We start from the raw sequence: 21,703 nt of genomic DNA, 5'->3' as shown, positions 1-21,703 counted from the left end.
TCAATGTTCAGCCGCGGGCCGCTTCCTAATTCCAATGTTTGCCCTTTAGAGAATCTTGTTGAAACCAGCGTTACACAAGGGGCTTAAGGAGATGCCTCATGCTGCCGGATTCATCACCCATGTCGCTCGTTGCTCCTGCCATTCCCGGCCTGGTCTGGGCCTATCACTTTCGTCCTGGCTCAGCCCCCTGCACCCGCCTGCCGATCGATGTGACTCGCAGCGACCTCGATGTCAGCGAAGGCTTTCTCTGGCTGCATCTCAATCTCGCCGACACGCGCGTCAATGCATTCCTGGAGAACTTTCCGGGCCTGACGCCGCCGGCCTTCACAGCACTTACCACACATGACACGCATGCGGCGATCACGCTCGACGAGCAGCTCGTCTACGGCACGCTGGTCGATTTCCAGCGGGAATTCGACAGCGAGACCCGCGATATCGGCTGGCTGCACTTCTTCGTCTCCGACAGGGTGATCATCACGACGCGCCTGCAGCCGCTCCGGTCCGTCGATCGGATGCGAGCGGCGATCGAAAAGAATGCCTCTCGCTACAGACGTCCGATCGACGTGTTTGAAACTCTGGTCGCCGAATTCCAGCGCACGCTGATCAGCCTGGTAATGGAGCTCACCGAAGAACTGAACCTCATCGAAGATTTCGTCTACGACAACACGCCGCGCGACGAGCGCCGCCGGCTCGCCCCTGTGCGGCGCACCGTGGTTCGGCTGCACCGGCACCTCAGAACCGTGCTGACGCTGATGCGGCGCGCGGCGGCGGCCGACGACGACGAGATGCCGCCCGGTTTCGACGACGTGGCTTCGCGGCTGGTCGGCCGACTGGAGGCGGTGGATCACGATGTTTACGCACTGCAGGAACGCGCCCGGCTGCTGCATGAGGAAATTGACTCGAAGCTCTCCTCCGAGACGAACCGGCACCTCTACATTCTGTCGCTGATGACGGCATTCCTGCTGCCGCCAACGCTCGTCACCGGCTTCTTCGGGATGAACACCTCGTCCCTTCCTTTCGCAGAAGGCACGAACGGCACTGGCTACGCCCTTAGCCTTATAGGCGTGTCGGTGCTTGCTGCCTGGTGGCTGCTGAGGCGCATCGGTATTCTCTGAACCGGTCAAACGGAAAGCCCGCCCGGCTTTTGCCGGACGGGCTTGCAAACGCAAAACCTGACGATTGGCCTTAGTAATAAGGCGAATAGCAGGGCTGGCGCGGGCCGTTATAGGGCTGGAACGTGTTGGAATAGGAGTCGTACGACCGATAGCGAGCAGAACACCATTCATAGTGACGCGGATTGAGGCCACCGCTATAGGAGGGCGCCGGGGCCACATAACGCGGCTGCGAGGCAATGGCACCGCCGATGATTGCGCCGGCGCCAAACGCAGCCAGCGGGAACCAATAGCCGTTGTAGTAACGATGGTGTGGCCGGCGGTCGCGATAGCCGCGATAGCCATTGTAATAACCGTCTCGGTAACCATTCCTATACGCGTCGCGGCGCCAGTGACGGCGCTCCCACCGATCGCCACGGTCCCAGTATTGTACCTGGGTCACGTCCGATCTTTCCGTAACTGCGGCCGGAGCCGCGGGAAGCGGCATAGCCTGAGCCGGCATCAGGGAGCCAGCCAGAACGGCGACCGAAATACCAGCGGCGGCGATCTTCCTGAACAGCGTCATATCAAGTCTCCATACCCTGTTGTCTTATCTTTCAATTCTCTGAGCCATGCAGCGTCTCTTATATCAGACGGCTGAATTTCATGGCGACCCTAGGGAATTCATCCTGAATGCGCGATTAACGCTTTAGACAGAAAACCCGGCCCGGGCCGCATGCCCGAACCGGGTTCCATATCCAGCCCCGGAAAGCTTCACCGATATGGCGAGACGCATTGTGCGCGCACGCCAACGCGCGGCACGTAGGTATTGTCGTACGCACGATAGGTGCGATAGCGGCTCTCGCACCAGGCAACATGCCGGCTGGAGTAACCGGCGCGATCGTTTGCAATCGCTCCGCCGATGATCGCCCCCGTGGCGAAGGCTGCCAGCGGGAACCAGAAGCCGTTGTGATAGCGATAACCCGGTCGGCGGTCGCGATAACCGCGATGGCCGTTGTACCAGCCGTACCGTGCGCGGTCACGGCGCCAATCGCGACGATCCCGATATTGGACTTGCGTTATGGCGGTCGAGGTCGAAATGCCGGGGATCGGCTGCATCTGGAAGGCCTGTGCGGGCGTAAGGCTCGTGAGCGCCACGGCAAAGGCTGCCGCAACAGTGGTCAAACGCAAACGAATGGCATTCATGCTTGTGTTTCCCTGTCTTAATTTCACGTGGGAACAACGCGGATGTGGAAGCTTGGTTCCTCGGGAACCCGGACCCGCGCCGATCACGAACGAGCGATCTGCCTCGTCGGCACGAATGTCACGCCACGATCGAAAGCTTCGCCTGCTCATCCCCCTGCAGGCGGTTGACCATGAAATTCGAATACCATTCGACGAACTGCATGACACCACCCTCATGGACCGCCGAATAGGGGCCTGGCTCATAGGCTGGCGAGCGAATACCGAAGGCGTTCTCCTCGACGATCTGGCGATCCTGGTCGTTGGTCATGTTCCACACATGCGTCAACTCTTCGATATCGTAATCGACGCCCTCAACCGCATCCTTGTGGACCAGCCATTTGGTGGTCACCGCCGTTTCCTCCGGCCCGAGCGGCGTGACGCGGAAGGAGACCGCGTGGTCGCCCAGCATATGGTTCCAGGTGGTCGGATAGTGAAAAAACAACATGGTGCCGATGCCATCGATCGTCACGTCGTCGGAGAGCTGGCGGACGACGGCCTTTCCCCCCGACATGGTGTAGCTTTCAGCGCCTTCGATCAACGGCATGCGAGCGACGCGGAACTGGCCATCCGGCGAGATCCTGAACTCGCTCGGCAGATTGGCCGCTTCACAACGCCGCCAGTGTTCGGTGATGACCGGATCATCGATGGCGCCGGCCACGCCGCTGACGGTCGGGGCCTCCGGGAAAGTGCGGCAGAGCTCCGGGTGATTGCCGGGGCAATGATAGCATTCGCGGTTGTTTTCCCAGACGAGCTTCCAGTTGCCCTTTTCGATGATCGTCGATTGGTGGGCGACCTTGGCTTCCGAGAGGCGATGCGGCGCCATATAGGGCTCGATTGCCACGCGGACGGGCGTGAAGTCCGGCGCCTCGTTGGCGAGGCAAATGAAAATATAGCCGGCGACGCTTTCGCAATGGACCTTCTTCAAACCGAACTGGCTCTTGTCGAAGTCCTGCCCCATCTGGCGGGCGGCCATCAGCGAGCCGTCGAGCTCGTAGGTCCACTGGTGGTAAGGACAGACGAGGCGGACTGCCGAACCGCTCTCCTTGGTGCAGACCCGGCTGCCGCGATGGCGGCAGGTATTGTGAAGTGCCCGGATCCGGCCGTCACGGCCGCGCACGATGACGACCGGATAGTCTCCGATCTGCAGCGTGAAATAGCTTCCCGCCTTCGGCAGTTCGCAATCGTGGCCGACGAACAGCCAGTCACGGTACCAGATCATTTCGAGGTCGAGCTTGTAATAGTCCGGGTCGATATAGAAGGCCTGTTCGAGGCTGAAGCCTTCACGGCGGTTCTTCAATTGCCGCAGGACCTGACTGCGAATTTCCATCTTGCCTTCCTCGTCAATGCTACCTTCAAGCGGCCTGCGGAAAGGACATGGAAAAGCCAGCCGGCGTCAGCCTGCCAGTCTCCTTGTCCGAACGCCCGCCGCGATCGGTCAAAATCTCGTTCACTTCAGGCTGGTTTCCGGGCTCAGGAACTGCCCCTTGCGGGACCGGCCTGGCGCCTTCCCGGGCAGCCTTTACGGCTCTTTCCCAGTGGCTTCCGCCAGGCCTTCGAGCTCCACCACCGTTGCGGGGGCAGCGCCGGGCTTCGACCGGCTTCCCAATTCTCCGCCTTCCCTAGCGAGGCGGCACCTTGAGCTTGAGGCGGATATAATCATCCTCCAAACTTGTCGCATAGATGACATTGCGACATCGGCAACCGCATTGACGACGGCCTTTCTCAAGCCTCGCGAAAGGGAAACGCGTCATTAAGACCTGAGTCCTAAAATCCCGGTATCAATGGGAGCGGCGCCGTCGTGCAGGCAAAGGCAAAGATCCGCTACTTCGAAGCTCCTCCGCCGGCTCCTCCTGTCCCGGCGGCGACCAAAACGACCGTGCATTCGGAATTTCTGCGGACCGGGCGCATCACCCGCAACAAGCCAATCTGGGTGCCGGAGGAACGCCGTTATCTCAGTTACGCCGAGGTCGCGGAACGCACAGGCAAGCGATTGGAGGCCGCAGGCGAAAAAAGCCACGAGCGGATCAACGCCTTCCACCGCTCGATCCAGTTCCCCAAGGTCATCTTCCATCGCACGCTCGATGACCGTCCGCATCTCGGCTATTGCCACGTGACGGCCGCCCGGACTCTCCTCGCTTCTCGCTTGCCGGTGCGCTGGTCTTTCTACATCGCCAATTTCTTCTCCGAGATCGGTGAGGAGGAAGAGAAATTCTTCGAGCGCATCAGCCATATGAATGCGCGTATGTATTTCGCGGTCGCGATCGAAAGCGAGCCCGGCCAGCCTTTCCGGATCAACCGCTCGATCCGCAGGAACGGGCTCCTGTTCAGGACCCACGATCCGATGGAAGCGATCAAGAACGTGCTGATGCTCGGTGCTTCAAGCGAAGCGCTTCGCGAAATCATCAAAAAGCTTTGACGGCGGACGAGTCCGCGTTATTGACGGCGAACATGACAGCCGAAATCATAGACATCACGACGGATCGCGAAAAGGCGCTCGAGCGCGCCTGTGCCGTCCTGGCAAACGGTTTTCCTGTCGCGATTCCGACCGAGACGGTTTACGGACTTGCGGCAGACGCCACCAATCCCGCCGCCATTACCCGAATCTACGAGACCAAGGGTCGGCCGCGTTTCAACCCGCTGATCTGCCACATGGCAGACCTCGCCATGGCCGAACGATATGCAGTCTTCGACCCCGTCTCGAGAAAGCTTGCCGAGACCTTCTGGCCCGGACCGCTGACGCTGATCCTGCCATTGAGGTCCGAAAGCGGCATCCACTCGCTGGCGACGGCCGGGCTCGACACGGTCGGCATCCGCTTGCCGAGGGGTTTTGCCGCCGACCTCATCCGCGCCTATGGCAAACCGCTCGCCGCCCCCAGCGCCAACACGTCCGGCGGAGTGAGTCCGACGAGCGCCCGGCATGTGGCGGACGACCTGGGCGACAAATTGAAGCTCGTCATCGACGGCGGCGCAGCACCGGTCGGCGTTGAATCGACCATCCTTCGCGTCGAAGGTGGCGCAATCCGGCTGCTGCGGCCCGGCGGGGTTGCCGCAGCGGAAATAGAAACGGCAACAGGGCTGACCGTCATCCGGCCTGAAGGTCCCGCAGCGATCATCGAGGCGCCCGGCATGCTTGCCTCCCACTATGCGCCGGGTGCGAGCGTGCGGCTCAACGCCGATCATGTCGAGCCGGGCGAGGTGTTGATCCGCCTCGGCGCGGTTCCGGTGAAGGGAATCGAACAGGCCGCTGCAATTTTCGACCTCAGTCCCTCCGGCGATCTTGCCGAGGCGGCCGCAAATCTGTTCGATTACCTGAAGCGCGCCGATGCGACCGGTGCCACCCGTATCGCCGTCACACCCATTCCGGGTCACGGTCTCGGCGAGGCGATCAACGACCGGCTGGCCCGCGCCGCAGCGCCGCGGAAATAAGAGGAGATGCCGATGGACATTTCGGGACCCAAACCAGAGCTTCTCGACCGCTTTGCGGCGATCGTCGGCGAAAACCATGTGCTGCGCGACCAGCAAGACCTCGCGCCGCATCTCATCGAGGGCCGTGGACTTTATCAAGGCTCCTCGCCAATGCTGCTCAAGCCGGGCTCCACGCAGGAGGTTTCGGCAATCCTCAAGCTTGCAAGCGAAACCGGCACGCCGATCGTGCCGCAGACAGGCAACACCGGCCTTGTCGGCGGCCAGACCCCGCGCACCGGCGGCAATGACCTGATCGTCTCGCTTGAACGCATGAACCGCATCCGCGATGTGGATCCGGTCGCCAATGTGCTTGTTGCCGATGGCGGCGCAATTCTTGCCGATGTGCAAAAGGCGGCAGAAGCGGTCAACCGGCTGTTCCCCTTGTCGCTCGGCTCCGAAGGCTCCTGCCGTATCGGCGGCAACCTTTCCACCAATGCCGGCGGTACGGCCGTGCTCGCCTACGGCAACATGCGCCAGCTTTGCCTCGGCCTCGAGGTGGTGCTCCCGACGGGGGAGATCTGGGACGGCCTGCGACGGCTCAAGAAGGACAATACCGGTTACGACCTGCGTGACATGTTCATTGGCGCTGAGGGAACTCTCGGCATCATCACCGGCGCTGTGCTGAAGCTTTTTCCGCAGCCGGTCGGCCATCAGGTGGCGCTCGCGGGCCTCAATTCGCCCGAGGATGCTCTCAAACTCTTCGAACGGGCCTCGAACCTCTGCGGCACGGCGCTGACCGGCTTCGAAATGATGCCGCGCATCGGCATCGAGTTTACCACCCGCCATATCGAAGGCGTGCGCGACCCTCTTTCGGATCCGCATCCCTGGTACGCCCTGATCGACATCTCCACTTCCGATTCCGCCGAGACGGCGCAGACGATGGTTCAGGCGCTGCTCGAACAGGGATTCGAGGCAGGTCTCATACGCGACGCGGTGATTGCCTCCTCAGTTGCCCAGCAGAAGGCACTCTGGCACATGCGGGAAAGCATGTCGGACGCCCAGAAGCCGGAGGGCGGCTCGATCAAGCACGACGTTTCCGTGCCGGTCTCGAAAATCCCGTCCTTCATGGCGGAGGCGGACAAGGCGGTGATGACGGCCGTTCCCGGCGCCCGCATCTGCGCCTTCGGCCATCTCGGCGACGGCAACATCCACTACAACATCTCCCAGCCTCTCAGTGCGGACATGAAGGCCGACAAGGCCGCCTTCATCGCCCGCTGGCGGGAAGTCAACGAGATCGTGCATGGTATCGTGCTCGCTGCCGGCGGCTCCATCTCCGCCGAACACGGGATAGGTCAGTTGAAGCGCGACGAACTCGCCCATATCCGATCGCCGATCGAAATGGACCTGATGCGACGCATCAAGAGGGCTTTTGATCCGGCCGGCATCATGAATCCCGGCAAGGTGCTCGTTCCATGAGCCGGGCGCCGAAGACGACGATCCGCATCGACCTCGACAATGGCGTGCGACTCGGCCCGGGCAAGGCGCAGCTTCTCGAACTCATCGCCGAGCATGGTTCGATCCGGGCAGCCGGCGCGGCAATCGGCATGTCCTACCGGCGTGCCTGGCTGCTCGGCGACGAAATCAACCGGATGTTCCGGGAGCCGTCGATTTCCACCCGCCACGGAGGAAAAAGCGGCGGAGGGGCCGGTCTCACCGAATTCGGTCGGGAACTGCTCTCCCGTTACCGGCGCATGGAAGAGGCGAGCCGCAACGCGATGCGCACCGATCTCGACTGGTTGGCGGCCAATACAGATCCGAATTTCGAATCGTCAGACAAGAGCGACGAAGCCTGAGGCGCTGACCGAACCAGAACCGCCCTCAGCCCATCCTGATCTGAGACAGTGCCCAGAGAGTGTCCGCGCTGATACCGGCCGAACTGCCGCTGAGAATATTGGCCGCCGACGCGGTCGTCGTGGCGTTGCTCTCGATATCGTACATGACGGTGAACCGCCTGATCAGCTTGTCGAGCTTTTCCGGGTCGGACAAATCCTCGAGATCGAGTTTCTTCTCGACCAGCTTCGCCTGCTGATCGACGTCCATATTGCCGATCTCCTCCGGCAGGCTGAAGGTGATACGGAAGAACTCCATCAGCGCCTCATCGCCGAGGATGACATAGGGATCGGTGATGGTGTCGGCCATGCGCTGGAAATAGAGCGCAAGGCGGACACCTGCATTTTCCTCACCCTCCTGAGTTTCAAGTAGCTGCCGCACATAGTTGCTCTCGGTCGCCGCGATCTCGCCGCCGTTCTGGGCCTTGCCGGCAGCGCTTCGGTCGATATCGCCCTTGGCATCGAAGTTGAAGGTGCCGACGATCTGGGCAAATCTCTTGTCCGCCTGCGCGTTGACGAAACTGTTAGGGTCATTCAGGTCGGAAGCGAAGGCCTGTTTCAGGAAGTCGTTCGTCACCGTCGAAGGGTCTATGCCTTTCGAGGTCAGGAGGATATCGAGCAGCTTGCGGTCTGCCAGCAGTTCATTGCGGCTGTCGATGCGCTGCATGGTTTCGGTATAGTATTTCGTTTCTTCCTCGGCCTTCTTCTTGGCAGCTTCCAGCTCGTCGCCCTCAAGGAAGCGGGTCTTGCGCAGGATATAGTCCCTGGCGACATTGGTGATCGCCGAATTCGACTGGGCAAGCACCGGCGCAGTCACATCGCCGTCCTTACTGAAGTTGAACAGCTTCGCGAGCGTGATGAAGCGCTCGTCCTTCAGCTTGTAGATATAGCTGTCCGGATCGGAGAGGTCGCTCTTCAATGCGTATTTGATCGTCAATTTCGAGACGGAAGAGGGGTCGAGGCCGACTGCTTCCAGGGCGAACTCATAACTGGTCTGCGCGTCGCTGCTCAGGAAATCGTCAAGCGTTTCGATGGCCGCAAGATCCAGCTTGTAGAACCTGATCGTCTTTGCAAGATCCTCTTCCTGCTTGTCATCCCAGCGGCTGAAATAGTTGCTGCTGGTCTTGCTGGTCTGCTGGGCGGTCTGGGCTTCACCGGCCGCAACCGTCCCGTCCGTATTGAAATTGAAGGCTTTCGCCAGCTCCAGGTATTGCGGCCGGTCCTTGCCGTAGACATTGGCGTAGCTGTCGGGATCGTCGAGATCGCTGGTCAGAATCTGGTCGATCGTCGATTTAACGATATAGCTCTCGTTCAGATCGAAGGCCGATTTTATGTACTGCAGGATCCGCGGATCGTCTATCAGATCGGTGACGTTCGTCGCCGTTGCGATCTTCTGCTCGAAGAGTTCCTGATTGAACATCGCTTCAGCATGCGTCACCTGCGTCTGCTTGTTGAAATAGCCGCCCACGATTTCCTGCAGCTTTTCCGCCGTTACGGCGCCGTCGGCCGGGACGGTACCGTCAGCATTGAACTGGAAGTCCTCAGCGAGGGATTTCATCACTTCCAGGTAGGCGGCATCAGACTTTGTGCCGTTGATGATCTTCGCCAGTTCGGCGCGCCGCTGGGCCGACTGCTCGACGGGAACCAGCTTGGCATTCAATTCAGCGAGGCGGGGCTGCTGCTCTTCGAAACTGGCCTGATCCTTTGCGATCAGCGCCTCCGTCTCGGTCAGTTGCGTCTGCAAAGCGTCGATCTCAGGCTGCAGAACATCGGGATCACCACCATTGTCCAACTCCTCCTGCTTGGCGGCGATCTGGGCCTCAAGATCGGCCTTCAACTGCTCCCCCAACGCAATCGAGTCCTGGAGTTCGAGAATCCCTTCCCGTTCCGCCAATTCGCTGTCTTCGGTTTTGGCGGCAGTGTACTGTTCCAGCCGGTTGCCGTAGGCGGTATTGTAGTAGCTGTTCGGATCGTCGGGATCGCTGGTCAGCACGCCGCGGATGGCAGTGTAATTGTAGTATTTCCCATCGATGCCATAGGCCGTGAACATATATTCGCGCAGCCGGTCATTCCTCAGGAATTCATCGACATTCTTGACGTTGCCGGTCGTCCCGAGCATCACCTGGAAATATCGCGTGTCTTCCTCGATCTTGTCCGACTGCGAGGCGATCGTCTGATCATAGGTATCGAAGAGCTCTTCCATCTGGCCGTCGGATTGGGCGACAGCGACATCCGAGTCGGACGAACCGAAGTTGAATGCAGCGGCGAAATTCTTGTACCGATCGTCGGTGAGGCGGTTGGCGAAGCTGTTATCGTCGCTGAGATCACTTTCCAGGACCTGCTTCATGAAGGCCTTGGCATAGATCATCTCATCCAGACCGTAGGCGGTCATGGCGTAGGAATAGAGCCGATAGTTGTCTAGGAATTCATCGACCGTTTTTATCTTGCCGATGTTTTCCTGGTAGTATTTCGTATCGTTGGCCACGGTGGTCTGGTTGGCAACCTGCTTCAGGCTTTTCTGGAGATCGCGATTGACGAGATCGAAAGTCAGATAGGTCGATACCATGGACAGGCCCCGCGAGTCGGAATGATGCTGCCGCAAGCATTGCAGGATAGCCTTGCCCGTGGCTTTTCAAGCTTCCGCCCGACAATCTCTTCTGTCCCGCGCCTGTACAATTTCTGCGATTCACTTTCCGGAAACCCAAAGGGGTGCGCTTTCGCTAACCATTCAGGCAGGCAAAGTTTCCTTAACCGCGATTTTTAAGCAGTCTCGAACATGCCCGCCCTATGCTCCGACTGCAGAGGACAAAAGTCCCGCAGAGAAACCGGCAACGGCTCTCAGGTAAAACAAGGGTAGCATACCGATGACCAACACTGTTCTGAAGCCCATCTGGGCAGGGTCGACATTGAGGCTCGATCCGTCTCGTTTCCCGCAGCAGGTTACCTATGCGCTGCGCGAGACATCAGGAGATGTCACTATCACCATCGACGAGCGCGGCGCCGTGCTGCGCAAGATCCTGCCGTCGAGCGGCCTGCCGCTCTCCTTCGCTCTCCCCGCCCGCGCGTTCAAGGGTGTCGCCGCGCGTGCCATCGACCACGGTGACGGCGAAGTGACCGTCACACTGGAACTCCATCACGAAGATCAGGATCTCTGCATCCCGCTTCTGGTCGCCCACGACCTCTGCGACATCGCCGCCGACTGGCGGAGCTGGTCGGATGCTTTCCGCATCCCGATGCTGATGGTGGAAGCCGACGGCATTGCCCGCCCGCTCGAAAACCATATCGGCGACGTGCGCTCGAACGGCACGGCTGCGCGCCGCCGCCATTCCTATTTTGCCGGCCGCAGGCCCCGTTTCCTGGTCCGCCGGACCACCGGAAGCCTGGGTGTGACGATGAAGATCGAAGGCAAGGAGATCATTGCGCGCCGCTGAGGCCTTGTTTGTCCCTTTGGCCTCCGCCGCTCGCGATAAGAAAGAAGCCTGACCCTCAGCCGGTCGGGCTTCTTTCCTCTTGAAGATTAAACGGCAAGCGACAGGACAAGGCCCAGGAACAGGGTCGTGCCGACGTGGTGGTTGAACTTGAAAAGTCTCAGGCACTGTTCGGCATTGTCGATGTCGAGAATCAGCACCTGCCAGGCGAACATGATCGCCGCGGCGAGAAGGCCGAGATAGGCGAAGAACCCGACGCCGGCTGCGGCGAAGGCAAAGATCAGGAAGAGCAGCGTGAAGCCGTAAAGGCCGATGAGCCAGCGCTTGGTATCCTCGCCGAAGAGGCGTGCCGTCGAGCGTACGCCGATCAGCGCATCGTCCTCCTTGTCCTGATGGGCATAGATCGTATCATAGCCGATCGTCCAGGAGATGGCGGCAAGATAAAGCCAGAGAGGCGCCCAGGAGAGACTGCCGAAGACGCCGGCCCAGCCCATCAGCGCGCCCCAGGAAAAGGCAAGCCCCAGGAAGAATTGCGGCCAGTCGGTGAAGCGCTTGGCGAAGGGATAGACCGCCACCACGGCGAGCGACAGGATGCCAAGCACGATCGTAAAGGCGTTGAACTGAATCAGCACCAGAAGACCGACAAGTGCCTGCACTGCCAGAAACACCTTGGCCTCAAAACGAGACACACGGCCAGACGGCAGAGGGCGCGATCGGGTACGCGCCACCTCCATATCGATATTGTGATCGACAAGATCGTTATAGGTGCAGCCGGCACCGCGCATGGCGACTGCGCCAATAAAGAACAGGATCAGGTGGAAAATAAAAAGCCCGAGGGAAAACATCCCCTCGTCCTTCGCGGCATTGGCCGCGAGCGCCGCCGACCAGAAGCACGGCCACATGAGGAGCTGCCAGCCGATCGGCCGGTCCCAACGGGCAAGCTGCGCATAAGGCCAGGCCGGTCGTGGCAGAACCCGGTAGACCCAGTTGTCGGAAGGGGCGTCTGCCACGCGGCCCGCAAAATCGTCGGCATTCGTCATGCCGAGGTTCTAGCGCCCGCCGGAGCCGGTGGTCAAGCGGGGCCGAAACGCCCCGCTTCCCGACCATTCAAACCGCGACCCTGTCGAGCGGCACGCGGCGCTGTTCGAAGGCCTTCAGCTCCGCCTCGCGCTCGTAGATATAGTTCCAATTGTCGGGAACGGCGGTGCGCTTCTTGACGATCTGCACCTGGAAGATGAAGAAGCTTTCGTGGGTGAAGGCCGTTTCCGAACCGGTGAGATCACGCGCGGGTGGCGATGACGACGCCGTTCAGCATCGCCATATCCATGTCAGACCGATCGAACGGCCTAGCAAGGCCGCTCAGCGACGGACCGATCAGGTTCTCCGCGATGGAGACCGCGGGCACGACCCGCACATTCGTCCAGCCGTTCGCCTCAAAGGCGCGCTTATAGTCGGCGGGGCGCTTGCGGTTCGGTTGACCGGGGAAGGACAGCAGTCTGTAAAGCCGCTCGGGAAACCGGTAGATATTGTTCGGATCGCTATCACGAATCCAGCGCGAATGGGTCTGGAAATCGACGATATGAAGGCTGACGCAGCCAGGCCGGGCAACCTTGCTGATGTCGGCTATGGTCCGGTCGATATCGTCAAAATGCTCGAACGCCGCGCAGCTGAGGATCAGGTCGAATTTCCTACCGCCGGCAAGCTTAGGAATATCGAAACCGGCCTCCACCTGGTAATCGAACTGGTTTGACCGCCTCGCCGTCAAAGCCTTGGCGCGCTCTACGTCCTCATCCGTCAAATCGCCCGGAAACCGATCGATCGCGTCGGCGAAAAAGGCCGCATGCTCATTGCCCGTGAGACGAAAAGCATCGACCGCCAGATAGGACTGTGCGCCATGCGCCAGCAAGAGCGCTCCCGTTCCAAGCGAGGAGCCGGGTCCCAGCTCCAGGATGTCACGCCCCTTAAACCCTACGCCATCCGGCATGAAGCGGCTCCAGGACTCCACCACATCCTGTACATAGGCGTGGCGGCCTTCCCAGTTCTCGTCGGCGACGGTGTTCGGCTTGGTGTAGCCCTGAAGCCGGTGTTTGATCCAGACAAGCGTCAGAACGCCAAAACCCAGGGTCTGCATCAATGTGTTGCGCAATACGTACTGCATCGGCTCGTTCCCAGCGGTCATCGCTGAGATCGAAATATCACAACCTCGCCCTTCCCGGCGCGCGAGTTGCGCAGAGGGTTAACGCACGCGGCTCGCCTGTCAGACCGCGATCCTGTCGAGCGGCACGCGGCGCTGTTCGAAAGCCTTCAATTCCGCCTCGCGCTCGTAGATATAGTTGCGGTTGTCGGGAACGGAGGTGCGCTTCTTGACGATCTGCATCTGGAAGATGAAGAAGTTTTCGTGGGTGAAGGCCATTTCCGAACCGGCGAGATAGAACTCCCACATGCGCACGAATCGCTCGTCGTAGATGGCGGCCGCCTTCTCCTTGTTCGCCATGAAACGCTCACGCCAGTGGCGCAGCGTATAGGCATAGTGCATCGGCAAGATTTCGATGTCGGAGACGAGCAGGCCCGCCCTTTCGACAGCCGGCATCATCTCGGCTATCGAGGGAATGTAACCGCCCGGGAAGATGTATTTCTCGATCCAGGGATTGTTGTAGATCGCCGGATAGGGCTGGCCGATCGAATGCAGCACCATGACTCCGTCGTCGGCCAGCACATCGTTCACCTTGTTGAAGAACTTGCGATAGTTCAGCCGGCCCACATGTTCGAACATGCCGACGGAGACGATGCGGTCGTATTTGCGCGGCGGCAGATAGTAGTAGTCCTGCAATTCGAAGCGGACGCTGTTGGCAAGTCCGCGCTTGGCGGCGCGCTCGCGGGAGATCTTGAGCTGTTCCGTCGACAGCGTGATGCCGGTGACATCGACGCCTGATGATTCGGCGAGGTACATGGCCATGCCACCCCAGCCCGAACCGATTTCCAGCGCCCGTTGGCCGGGCTCGGCAAGCAGTTTCGCAACGATATGGCGCTTCTTGGCTATCTGCGCCTCATCCAGCGAAACACCCGGCGGATTGAAATAGGCACAGGAATACTGCCAGTCCTCGTCCAGAAACAGCGAGAACAGCCTTTCGTCCAGATCATAATGATGAGCGACGTTCCGCCGGTTGTGGTTGACCGGCACGCGGTTGCGGAACTGCGATGCCACCATCCGCGCAACGCCACGCAGGATCATCCCGAAGGTCAGGCCCTCGCGCAACGTATTGTCCTTGATGAGCGCGAGGAACTCGTAGATATCGCCCTCTTCGACGCGTAGCCGGCCATCCATATAGAGTTCGCCGAGCTTGAGTTGCGGATCGTTCACAAGTTCCCGTTCCGCCGCTTCGTCCACAAAGCGGATGGTTACTGCCCTGCCTCCTCCTCCGCCGTAGCGCTGCTCGCCACCCGACCCGCGAACGGTCAGGGTGCCGGTCTTGATGATTTTGTTGAGGAGATTGTGAAGGGACGAGGCCATGGACCCACCTCCATAGATACTAAGGCTGCCTTACTAAATCGAAAATCTAATAATTTCTCTGTGACTTTCAAGCACATTCCCGCCATGAAAATGACACAAAAAAACAGGCCGTCAAACCCATGTCTGACAACCTGCATCTTATGGTGGAAATTTTTAAAAAGCAGCCGAAAATTACCTGCGTTTCAAAGCTTCCGCGAGTGCGGCGCCGAACGCGCCCTGTGAGGATGGCTTTTCCGTCTTCGCAAACTTCTGGCTGAGCGGCCTGCTGCGGTCTTCACCGCGCGGCGCTGACGCCGCCTCGCCGCCGTCCTTGCGCATGGTCAATCCGATTCGCTTGCGCTTCACGTCGACTTCCACGACCCGGACCTTCACCACGTCGCCGGCCTTGACCACTTCATGCGGGTCCTTGACGAACCTGTCCGCGAGTTGGGAGACGTGCACCAGCCCGTCCTGGTGAACGCCGATATCCACGAAGGCGCCGAAAGCGGCCACGTTGGTCACGGTACCTTCCAGCATCATGCCAGGCCGAAGGTCCCCGATCTCGTTGACCCCTTCCGCGAAGGTGGCCGTCTTGAAGCTCGGGCGCGGGTCCCGGCCCGGCTTTTCGAGCTCGGCAATGATGTCCTTCACCGTCGGCAGACCGAACTGCTCGTCAATGAACCTGCGCGGGTCGAGCCCTTTCAACGTCGCGCTGTCGCCCATCAGCGAACGCAGGTCGCGGCCGCAGGCGGCCACGATCTTCTTGGCGACGCCATAGGCTTCCGGATGGACGGCAGAGGCATCGAGTGGCTCCTTGCCGTTCGGGATGCGCAGGAAGCCCGCCGCCTGCTGGAAGGTGCGGTTCCCGAGGCGGGCGACCTTCAGCAGGTCCTTGCGGCTTCCGAACGGTCCGTTCTGATCACGGTGCACGACGATCGATTCTGCAATCGAGCGACTAAGACCGGAAACGCGCGCAAGCAGCGGCGCGGACGCTGTGTTCAAGTCTACGCCGACGGCGTTCACCGCGTCTTCGACCACCGCGTCCAGTGAGCGCGACAGCTTCGTCTGGTCGACATCGTGCTGGTACTGGCCGACGCCGATCGATTTCGGTTCGATCTTGACGAGTTCGGCGAGCGGATCCTGAAGGCGGCGGGCGATGGAGACGGCACCGCGCAGGGAAACATCGAGCTGCGGGAATTCCGCGGCGGCTGTCTCGGATGCCGAATAGACCGAAGCGCCAGCTTCCGAGACGATCACCTTGGTCGGCCTGGTTCCCGAGGGAGACGCCGGCAGGTTCGCCAGCATGTCGGTCACCAGTTTTTCCGTCTCGCGGCTGCCGGTGCCGTTGCCGATAGCGATCAGTTCGACATTGTGCTTGCGGATGAGTGCCGCGAGTTCCGCCTGGGTGCCGCGGACATCGTTCTTCGGCGGGAAGGGATAAACAGTCGTCGTGTCGAGCAGTTTGCCGGTGCCGTCGACGATCGCAACCTTGACGCCCGTGCGGATGCCCGGATCGAGGCCCATCGTGGCGCGAGAGCCAGCGGGGGCGGCAAGCAACAGGTCCTTGAGGTTTCGGGCGAAGACGTGGATCGCCTCCTCCTCGGCGCGCTCGCGCAGTTCCCGCATCAGGTCCAGCGACAGCGAGACCGAAAGCTTGACGCGCCAGGTCCAGCCTGCAACATCCATCAGCCAGCGATCCGCTGCCCCCCTTTCACGGATGTCGAAGGCAGCAGCCACGATGCGCTGCGCAGGCTTCACCGGTGACGAGTCGTCCTGATCCACCTCGATCGTCAGCGTCAGCACTTCCTCGTTCCAGCCACGCAGCATGGCGAGCGCCCGGTGCCCCGGCACCGTCGCCCAGCGTTCGGAATGGTCGAAATAGTCTGCGAACTTGGCTCCGGCCTCCTGCTTTCCGTCGACCACCTTTGCCTTGAGCACCGCACCGGCACGCATATGCTGGCGCAGCTTGCCGAGCAGGTCGGCATTTTCGGAAATCGTCTCGGCGACGATGTCGCGGGCGCCATCCAGCGCCGTCTTTACATCGGTTACCTCGCCCGTGACATAGGCATCCGCCAGCCTGGTCGGCTCGGCGGTACGATCGGCCCAGATCGCGTCGGCGAGCGGCCCAAGCCCGCGCTCACGAGCGATCTCTGCGCGCGTGCGGCGCTTCGGCTTGTAGGGAAGATAGAGGTCTTCCAGTTCCGCCTTGGTCGTGGTCCGGGCGATTTTCGCAGCAAGCTCGTCCGTCATCTTGCCCTGGCCGTTGATCGACTCGACGATCGACGTCCGGCGGGCTTCCAGCTCGCGGAGATAGACCAGCCGCTCGGAGAGGAGTCGAAGCTGCGTGTCGTCCAGTCCGCCTGTAACCTCTTTGCGATAACGCGCGATGAAAGGAACCGTGGCACCCTCGTCGATCAGGCCGATCGCCGCGGCCGCCTGTTCCGGGCGGGCATTGATTTCCGTGGCGATCGCGGCGGCAAGGTTTCGGATATCGGCGGCCATGACTGTTCCCTTTCGAAATCGGAGGCGCGACCATAGTGAAAGTTTGTGGCAAGGCAACACGAGACGCGGCAGGGTCCACAGCTTGCCGGCGAGCCATGTGCCGGAACGGGACGGACTTGAATATCTGCTAACCAAGGCTCTGTGGATAAGAAATGATGGCTCTCACCTCCCGCCGATGGGCATTTAGATTCTGATTCGCCGCATGATGCGGCCAAGAATGGAGGTATGAATGCCCAAGGAAGCAGCGAGGATTTTGGCGTCCGATACGACGGTTACGACTGAAGAACTGGAGGCCATCATCTGCTATCTCAATCAAAAGCTGGACGGCGCGTGCTCAAGGAATGAACCAGTGCCTTTTCTGGCCTACCGGAACAGGACACTCTTCCAGGCCGTGCTGAATATCCGACGAAGTGAAAGCGCCCGCCGGAACGAAGTGTAGAATCCTTGTCGCATTACGATGGCGCTCTTGTATGACCTGGCAGCCGACCGGCAGACAAGAGCACCATTATCGGCTGTGGCCCTTGACCTTTCCCCTCCCTCCCCTTAACCGCCCGGATGCATACTTCTCCAGGCAGAGACGAGGATGAGGCATGAAGGTTCTCTTGATCGGTTCGGGCGGACGCGAGCATGCGCTCGCATGGAAGCTTGCCCAGTCGCCGAAACTCGGCAAGCTCTATGCGGCACCCGGCAATCCCGGCATTGCCGAACATGCCGAACTCGTGGGCCTCAACATCGATGACCACCAGGCGGTCGCCGCTTTCTGTCTCGACAAGGCGATCGACCTCGTCGTCGTCGGACCGGAAGCGCCGCTGGTTGCCGGCATTGCCGATGATTTGCGCGCAAGGAACATCGCCGTTTTCGGGCCTTCCGCTGCGGCAGCTCAGCTCGAAGGTTCCAAGGGCTTCACCAAGGATCTCTGCGCCCGCTACGATATCCCGACCGGTGCCTATCGCCGCTTTTCGAACGCGGCGGAAGCCAGGGCCTATGTGAAGGAACGGGGTGCGCCGATCGTGGTGAAGGCGGACGGCCTGGCGGCAGGCAAGGGCGTCACCGTCGCCATGACGCTCGAAGAGGCGCTTGCCGCGGTCGACGACTGTTTCGACGGCGCTTTCGGCACAGCCGGTGCGGAAGTGGTGGTGGAAGCCTATCTCGACGGCGAGGAGGCAAGCTTCTTCTGTCTGTCCGACGGCAAGACCGCATTGGCGCTCGCCACCGCCCAGGACCACAAGCGGGTCGGCGACGGCGATACCGGGCCGAATACCGGCGGCATGGGCGCCTATTCGCCGGCGCCGGTGATGACGCCCGACATGGTCTCCCGCACCATGAAGGAGATCATCGAGCCGACCATCCGCGGCATGTCGGACAGCGGCTATCCCTTCACCGGCGTCTTCTTTGCCGGACTGATGATCACCGCCAAGGGGCCGGAGCTCATCGAATACAACGTCCGCTTCGGCGACCCGGAATGCCAGGTGCTGATGATGCGGCTGAAGAGCGATCTGCTCGACCTGCTTCACGCCGCCGCGACCGGAACGCTCGACCAGATTTCGGCCGAATGGAGCGACGACGTGGCGCTGACTGTAGTGATGGCCTCGAAGGGCTATCCCGGCTCCTACGACAAGGGCACGCCGATCGCGCTCCTGCCGGAAACATCGGTTGGCGAGAAGATCTTCCATGCGGGCACTGCGATGAAGGATGGCGCACTCGTGGCAACCGGCGGCCGCGTGCTCAACGTGACGGCCACCGGAAAAACGGTCGCGGAGGCGAAGACCCGGGCCTATGCGCTCATCGACAACGTGAAATGGGAAAACGGCTTCTGCCGCCGCGACATTGGCTGGCGCGCCGTTGCGCGCGAGAACTAAGGGGGCTGGCGCGCCATCGAGCGCAAACAGAACCAGGCGCTGCGCCCTCCGATTCATTCAAAATTTACCGACTATCCTGACGAGATGGAAACGAAACGACGCTACCTTTTCCGGACCTAGAAAAGGGTTCCGGTTATGCGTCTCGTTCTGACTACGGCTCTTGTGCTTGCAAGCGGTGCGGCCTTCGCGTCTTCCATCACGACAATCAGCGGAGCAAATCCCTCCGGCGCCAGCATTGTCGAAAAACGGTGCACCGACTGCCCGGTCCCCAAGCCGAGAGCGAACGAATCCACCTACAAGGTGCCGGAACTGGCCAATGGCATCCAGAAAACGGAAATCATCGACATCAACGGTGAGAAAAAGCTCGTCCGTACCGAAGCGTGGTTCGGCGGCTCGCCCGTCATCTACATCAGCAAGCTGCCCGACTGGATGGCCACAGACAGTGCCATTGCCGAACTTCATCCGACGACGGACGGCTCGACAGAGACGGGGATAGCAACGCTCGATGGCATCGATCTCGATGCCACCACAAGCGCTGTCGCAACCGACGGGACTACTGAACAGGTTCAAGCCTCCGCCGTATCCGTGGCGGCTGCCTTCAATGAACTGGAACTGCGGCTGCGGCCGATCGAATAAGCATCCGATAATATTTACAATCTGCGTAACATGCGAAGAGTTACAATTCGCGATTAACGCGAATTTAATGCCTCACTGAAACCGATTTGGCTAATTTATTATCATTCTAAGCTGTCAAGCTTCCCATAATTAAATTTTTATTCAAATTTTCGGCATCACTGTCTTTCCGAGCAGTGCATGCAGCACGTTACGGCGCAGGACGCGCCCTCCCCAAAGTCAACCTCATTTTGCCGGCTCCACCGGGAGATTTCGGCTGCCAAAGAGTGGAACATGAAGAACCTCAAGATATCCCAGCAGCTTTTGCTGCTGATAGTGGCGATCATGGTCGCGTTCGCGGCCGTGACTTATTATCAGGTGCGCACGTCGATCGCATCGATCTACGCGGAGCGCTACGACATGCTTCGCACGCAGGTGGAATCGGCAACCTCGATCCTGCAATCCTATTACGAGCAGGAAAAAGCCGGCAAGCTGACGCATGAAGAGGCACAGCGCCTGGCTTATGCAACCGCAGCAGGAATCAAGTTCGAGCCCGCAGGCTACATCTTCGGCATGAACTACGACACGGTTACGCAGTTTCACTACAACCCGAAACTGGTCGGCGTGAACCAGAAAGGCCAGCCGGACAAGATGGGCAATCTCTTCCGTGAGGAGATCGTCGCCCATGGCCGCGCCGGTGGCGGTATCACCACCTATTATTGGGAAAAACCCGGCAAGCCGGCCAATGAGGTTTACAAGAAGGCCGTCTATTCCAAGGCTTTCGAGCCGTGGCAGATCGTCGTTGCGACGGGTGTCTACATCGACGATCTCGACGCGAAGATCAACAAGGCGATCGCCGAAGTTGCCGTCGCGGGGCTTGTCGCCGTCATCATTGCGATGATCCTAGCATTCTTCGTCATCCGCAACATCACTCGCCCGCTGGGCGCGGTTCACACAGCGCTCGAAGCCGTTGCCGACGAGGACGTCGCCATCAAGGTTCCGCATACGGACATGGCGAATGAAGTCGGCATGATGGCCAAGGCGACGCAGGAGCTTCAGGAGAAGATCCGTGAGCGCCATGCCATGGCCGCGCGCGAGGAGCAGCAAAAGCAGGAACTCGATCGCGAGCGCCAGCAAAACCTCGACATGCAGCAGCAGGAAGCCGTGATGCAGGCCCGCGTCGTCTCCACCATCGGCGAAGCGCTGGAATCGCTTGCCACCGGCGACCTCACCATCCGCTGCGGCGATCTCGGCCCGCGATATGAAACGCTTCGCCACAACTTCAACGAGGCGATCCTGCATCTCGAAGCCGCCATGGCCAAGGTCAATGCCAAGGGCATCGATATCGGCGGATCAAAGGAGGAAATCCGCCGCGCTTCCAACGAACTCTCGCAGCGCACCGAACGCCAGGCAGCCAACCTGGAGGAAACCTCGGCCGCACTCGACGAGCTTGCCGTCGCCGTCCGCCAGACCGCCGAAGGCGCCCACGAGGCCGCCCAGCGGGTGACCTCGGTCAGCTCGGAAGCCAACCGTTCCGACCAGATCGTCGCCGAGGCGATCGACGCCATGGGCGGCATCGAGCACTCGTCGGAAGAGATCTCCAAGATCATCGGCGTGATCGACGACATCGCCTTCCAGACCAACCTGCTGGCGCTGAACGCCGGTGTCGAGGCCGCTCGCGCCGGCGATTCCGGCAAGGGGTTTGCCGTCGTCGCCCAGGAAGTGCGCGAACTGGCGCAGCGTTCCGCCGCCGCCGCCAAGGAGATCAAGGACCAGATCTCCCGCTCGTCCGGCCAGGTGCAGAACGGCGTCCGCCTGGTAGGCGAGGCTGGCGAAGCCTTGAAGCGCATCTCCAGCCAGGTGAAGGCCGCCAGCGACATCGTCGGCAAGATCGCCCATTCGGCATCCGAACAGGACACGACGCTGCGCTCGATCTCCTCCTCACTGAACCAGCTCGACGCTGCGACCCAGCACAATGCCGCCATGGCGGAGGAAACCACGGCTTCGGCAGAAGCGCTGGCCACCGACACGGACGAGCTGCTCAATCTAATCCGCGGCTTCCGCGTCGGGAATGACGGCAGCAGCAGCCTGCACCACACCGCGCAGAAGATGCGCAAGGCAGGCTGAGCGATAGCTGTAATCAGGAAACAGAAAAACGCCGGGTAAACGCCCGGCGTTTTTC

General features: G+C 60.6%; 18 protein-coding genes and 1 riboswitch. Of the genes, 10 read left to right on the top strand and 8 right to left on the bottom strand.

Annotated elements, in window-relative coordinates:
* Window positions 1-119: 119 nt before the first annotated feature.
* Complete coding sequence (locus tag J2046_RS03005) at window positions 120-1,115, top strand: transporter (RefSeq protein WP_210049736.1); 996 nt, start codon at window positions 120-122, stop codon at window positions 1,113-1,115.
* A 70-nt stretch (window positions 1,116-1,185) separates the two neighbouring features.
* Here the strand turns inward: J2046_RS03005 and J2046_RS03000 are convergent, their stop codons facing one another.
* The 3 genes from J2046_RS03000 to J2046_RS02990 all read right to left on the bottom strand — a co-directional run bounded on the left by J2046_RS03000 (window position 1,186) and on the right by J2046_RS02990 (window position 3,663).
* Window positions 1,186-1,677, bottom strand: coding sequence for a BA14K family protein (locus J2046_RS03000; protein WP_210049372.1), 492 nt, complete (start codon window positions 1,675-1,677; stop codon window positions 1,186-1,188).
* A gap of 188 nt (window positions 1,678-1,865) precedes the next feature.
* Window positions 1,866-2,297: a BA14K family protein gene (locus J2046_RS02995; RefSeq protein WP_210049370.1), complete on the bottom strand. Its 432-nt coding sequence runs from the start codon at window positions 2,295-2,297 to the stop codon at window positions 1,866-1,868.
* 118 nt (window positions 2,298-2,415) lie between these two features.
* On the bottom strand, window positions 2,416-3,663 hold the full coding sequence (locus J2046_RS02990) for an aromatic ring-hydroxylating oxygenase subunit alpha (protein ID WP_210049368.1): 1,248 nt from the start codon (window positions 3,661-3,663) through the stop codon (window positions 2,416-2,418).
* A gap of 111 nt (window positions 3,664-3,774) precedes the next feature.
* Window positions 3,775-3,989: riboswitch (cobalamin riboswitch) on the bottom strand.
* 145 nt (window positions 3,990-4,134) lie between these two features.
* Between J2046_RS02990 and J2046_RS02985 the strand changes: the two genes are divergently transcribed.
* From J2046_RS02985 to J2046_RS02970, 4 genes are read left to right on the top strand one after another with little or no spacing between them, the layout of a single operon-like run.
* Window positions 4,135-4,752 carry a DUF6656 family protein gene (locus J2046_RS02985; RefSeq protein WP_210049366.1) on the top strand — a complete coding sequence of 206 codons (618 nt, stop codon included), beginning with the start codon at window positions 4,135-4,137 and terminating at the stop codon, window positions 4,750-4,752.
* Between the two features lie 32 nt (window positions 4,753-4,784).
* A complete protein-coding gene (locus tag J2046_RS02980; protein ID WP_210049363.1) occupies window positions 4,785-5,762 on the top strand; it encodes an L-threonylcarbamoyladenylate synthase in 978 nt (325 codons plus the stop codon).
* Between the two features lie 12 nt (window positions 5,763-5,774).
* Complete coding sequence (locus J2046_RS02975) at window positions 5,775-7,217, top strand: FAD-binding oxidoreductase (protein ID WP_210049361.1); 1,443 nt, start codon at window positions 5,775-5,777, stop codon at window positions 7,215-7,217.
* A complete protein-coding gene (locus tag J2046_RS02970; protein WP_210049359.1) occupies window positions 7,214-7,594 on the top strand; it encodes a winged helix-turn-helix domain-containing protein in 381 nt (126 codons plus the stop codon). Before J2046_RS02975 ends, J2046_RS02970 begins: the two co-directional genes overlap by 4 nt.
* Before the next feature lie 25 nt (window positions 7,595-7,619).
* On the opposite strand, the gene J2046_RS02965 is transcribed toward J2046_RS02970, so the two are convergent.
* A complete protein-coding gene (locus J2046_RS02965) occupies window positions 7,620-10,196 on the bottom strand; it encodes a DUF1217 domain-containing protein (RefSeq protein WP_210049357.1) in 2,577 nt (858 codons plus the stop codon).
* 298 nt (window positions 10,197-10,494) lie between these two features.
* Between J2046_RS02965 and J2046_RS02960 the strand changes: the two genes are divergently transcribed.
* Window positions 10,495-11,061 carry a DUF6101 family protein gene (locus J2046_RS02960; RefSeq protein ID WP_210049355.1) on the top strand — a complete coding sequence of 189 codons (567 nt, stop codon included), beginning with the start codon at window positions 10,495-10,497 and terminating at the stop codon, window positions 11,059-11,061.
* 86 nt (window positions 11,062-11,147) lie between these two features.
* On the opposite strand, the gene ubiA is transcribed toward J2046_RS02960, so the two are convergent.
* The 4 genes from ubiA to J2046_RS02940 form a co-directional block, all read right to left on the bottom strand.
* Window positions 11,148-12,098, bottom strand: a complete 951-nt coding sequence (gene ubiA, locus J2046_RS02955; RefSeq protein ID WP_210049353.1) for a 4-hydroxybenzoate octaprenyltransferase — start codon at window positions 12,096-12,098, stop codon at window positions 11,148-11,150.
* 239 nt (window positions 12,099-12,337) lie between these two features.
* Complete coding sequence (locus J2046_RS02950) at window positions 12,338-13,216, bottom strand: class I SAM-dependent methyltransferase (RefSeq protein ID WP_210049351.1); 879 nt, start codon at window positions 13,214-13,216, stop codon at window positions 12,338-12,340.
* Window positions 13,217-13,315: 99 nt separating this feature from the next.
* Window positions 13,316-14,569 (bottom strand): SAM-dependent methyltransferase, encoded by a 1,254-nt coding sequence (locus tag J2046_RS02945; RefSeq protein WP_210049349.1) that lies wholly within the window; start codon window positions 14,567-14,569, stop codon window positions 13,316-13,318.
* Window positions 14,570-14,740: 171 nt separating this feature from the next.
* The gene (locus J2046_RS02940) at window positions 14,741-17,050 is read right to left on the bottom strand and encodes a Tex family protein (protein WP_210049346.1); all 2,310 of its coding nucleotides are present in this window, start codon (window positions 17,048-17,050) and stop codon (window positions 14,741-14,743) included.
* A gap of 229 nt (window positions 17,051-17,279) precedes the next feature.
* Here J2046_RS02940 and J2046_RS02935 point away from each other — a divergent pair, with 229 nt between their 5' ends.
* The 4 genes from J2046_RS02935 to J2046_RS02920 all read left to right on the top strand — a co-directional run bounded on the left by J2046_RS02935 (window position 17,280) and on the right by J2046_RS02920 (window position 21,648).
* Window positions 17,280-17,489: a hypothetical protein gene (locus J2046_RS02935; RefSeq protein ID WP_210049320.1), complete on the top strand. Its 210-nt coding sequence runs from the start codon at window positions 17,280-17,282 to the stop codon at window positions 17,487-17,489.
* 151 nt (window positions 17,490-17,640) lie between these two features.
* Complete coding sequence (gene purD / locus J2046_RS02930; RefSeq protein ID WP_210049318.1) at window positions 17,641-18,909, top strand: phosphoribosylamine--glycine ligase; 1,269 nt, start codon at window positions 17,641-17,643, stop codon at window positions 18,907-18,909.
* A 135-nt stretch (window positions 18,910-19,044) separates the two neighbouring features.
* Window positions 19,045-19,545, top strand: a complete 501-nt coding sequence (locus J2046_RS02925; protein WP_210049316.1) for a plant virulence effector HPE1-like domain-containing protein — start codon at window positions 19,045-19,047, stop codon at window positions 19,543-19,545.
* Between the two features lie 270 nt (window positions 19,546-19,815).
* The gene (locus J2046_RS02920) at window positions 19,816-21,648 is read left to right on the top strand and encodes a methyl-accepting chemotaxis protein (protein WP_210049314.1); all 1,833 of its coding nucleotides are present in this window, start codon (window positions 19,816-19,818) and stop codon (window positions 21,646-21,648) included.
* Window positions 21,649-21,703 lie beyond the last annotated feature (55 nt).

The organism is Neorhizobium petrolearium (assembly GCF_017873175.1).
Lineage (GTDB): Bacteria > Pseudomonadota > Alphaproteobacteria > Rhizobiales > Rhizobiaceae > Neorhizobium > Neorhizobium petrolearium.
Note: the sequence above shows the minus strand (reverse complement) of the source record. Positions and strands in the feature narration are given on the sequence as shown.

Bases quoted from the DNA above. Each gene is read 5' to 3' on its own strand.
- J2046_RS02925 (WP_210049316.1), top strand. From the start codon at position 19,045: ATGCGTCTCGTTCTGACTACGGCTCTTGTGCTTGCAAGCGGTGCGGCC.
- ubiA (WP_210049353.1), bottom strand. From the start codon at position 12,098: ATGACGAATGCCGACGATTTTGCGGGCCGCGTGGCAGACGCCCCTTCC.
- J2046_RS02970 (WP_210049359.1), top strand. From the start codon at position 7,214: ATGAGCCGGGCGCCGAAGACGACGATCCGCATCGACCTCGACAATGGC.
- J2046_RS02920 (WP_210049314.1), top strand. From the start codon at position 19,816: ATGAAGAACCTCAAGATATCCCAGCAGCTTTTGCTGCTGATAGTGGCG.
- J2046_RS03000 (WP_210049372.1), bottom strand. From the start codon at position 1,677: ATGACGCTGTTCAGGAAGATCGCCGCCGCTGGTATTTCGGTCGCCGTT.
- J2046_RS02995 (WP_210049370.1), bottom strand. From the start codon at position 2,297: ATGAATGCCATTCGTTTGCGTTTGACCACTGTTGCGGCAGCCTTTGCC.
- J2046_RS02980 (WP_210049363.1), top strand. From the start codon at position 4,785: ATGACAGCCGAAATCATAGACATCACGACGGATCGCGAAAAGGCGCTC.
- J2046_RS02975 (WP_210049361.1), top strand. From the start codon at position 5,775: ATGGACATTTCGGGACCCAAACCAGAGCTTCTCGACCGCTTTGCGGCG.
- J2046_RS02965 (WP_210049357.1), bottom strand. From the start codon at position 10,196: ATGGTATCGACCTATCTGACTTTCGATCTCGTCAATCGCGATCTCCAG.
- J2046_RS02940 (WP_210049346.1), bottom strand. From the start codon at position 17,050: ATGGCCGCCGATATCCGAAACCTTGCCGCCGCGATCGCCACGGAAATC.
- J2046_RS02990 (WP_210049368.1), bottom strand. From the start codon at position 3,663: ATGGAAATTCGCAGTCAGGTCCTGCGGCAATTGAAGAACCGCCGTGAA.
- purD (WP_210049318.1), top strand. From the start codon at position 17,641: ATGAAGGTTCTCTTGATCGGTTCGGGCGGACGCGAGCATGCGCTCGCA.
- J2046_RS02960 (WP_210049355.1), top strand. From the start codon at position 10,495: ATGACCAACACTGTTCTGAAGCCCATCTGGGCAGGGTCGACATTGAGG.
- J2046_RS02945 (WP_210049349.1), bottom strand. From the start codon at position 14,569: ATGGCCTCGTCCCTTCACAATCTCCTCAACAAAATCATCAAGACCGGC.
- J2046_RS03005 (WP_210049736.1), top strand. From the start codon at position 120: ATGTCGCTCGTTGCTCCTGCCATTCCCGGCCTGGTCTGGGCCTATCAC.
- J2046_RS02935 (WP_210049320.1), top strand. From the start codon at position 17,280: ATGCCCAAGGAAGCAGCGAGGATTTTGGCGTCCGATACGACGGTTACG.
- J2046_RS02950 (WP_210049351.1), bottom strand. From the start codon at position 13,216: ATGCAGTACGTATTGCGCAACACATTGATGCAGACCCTGGGTTTTGGC.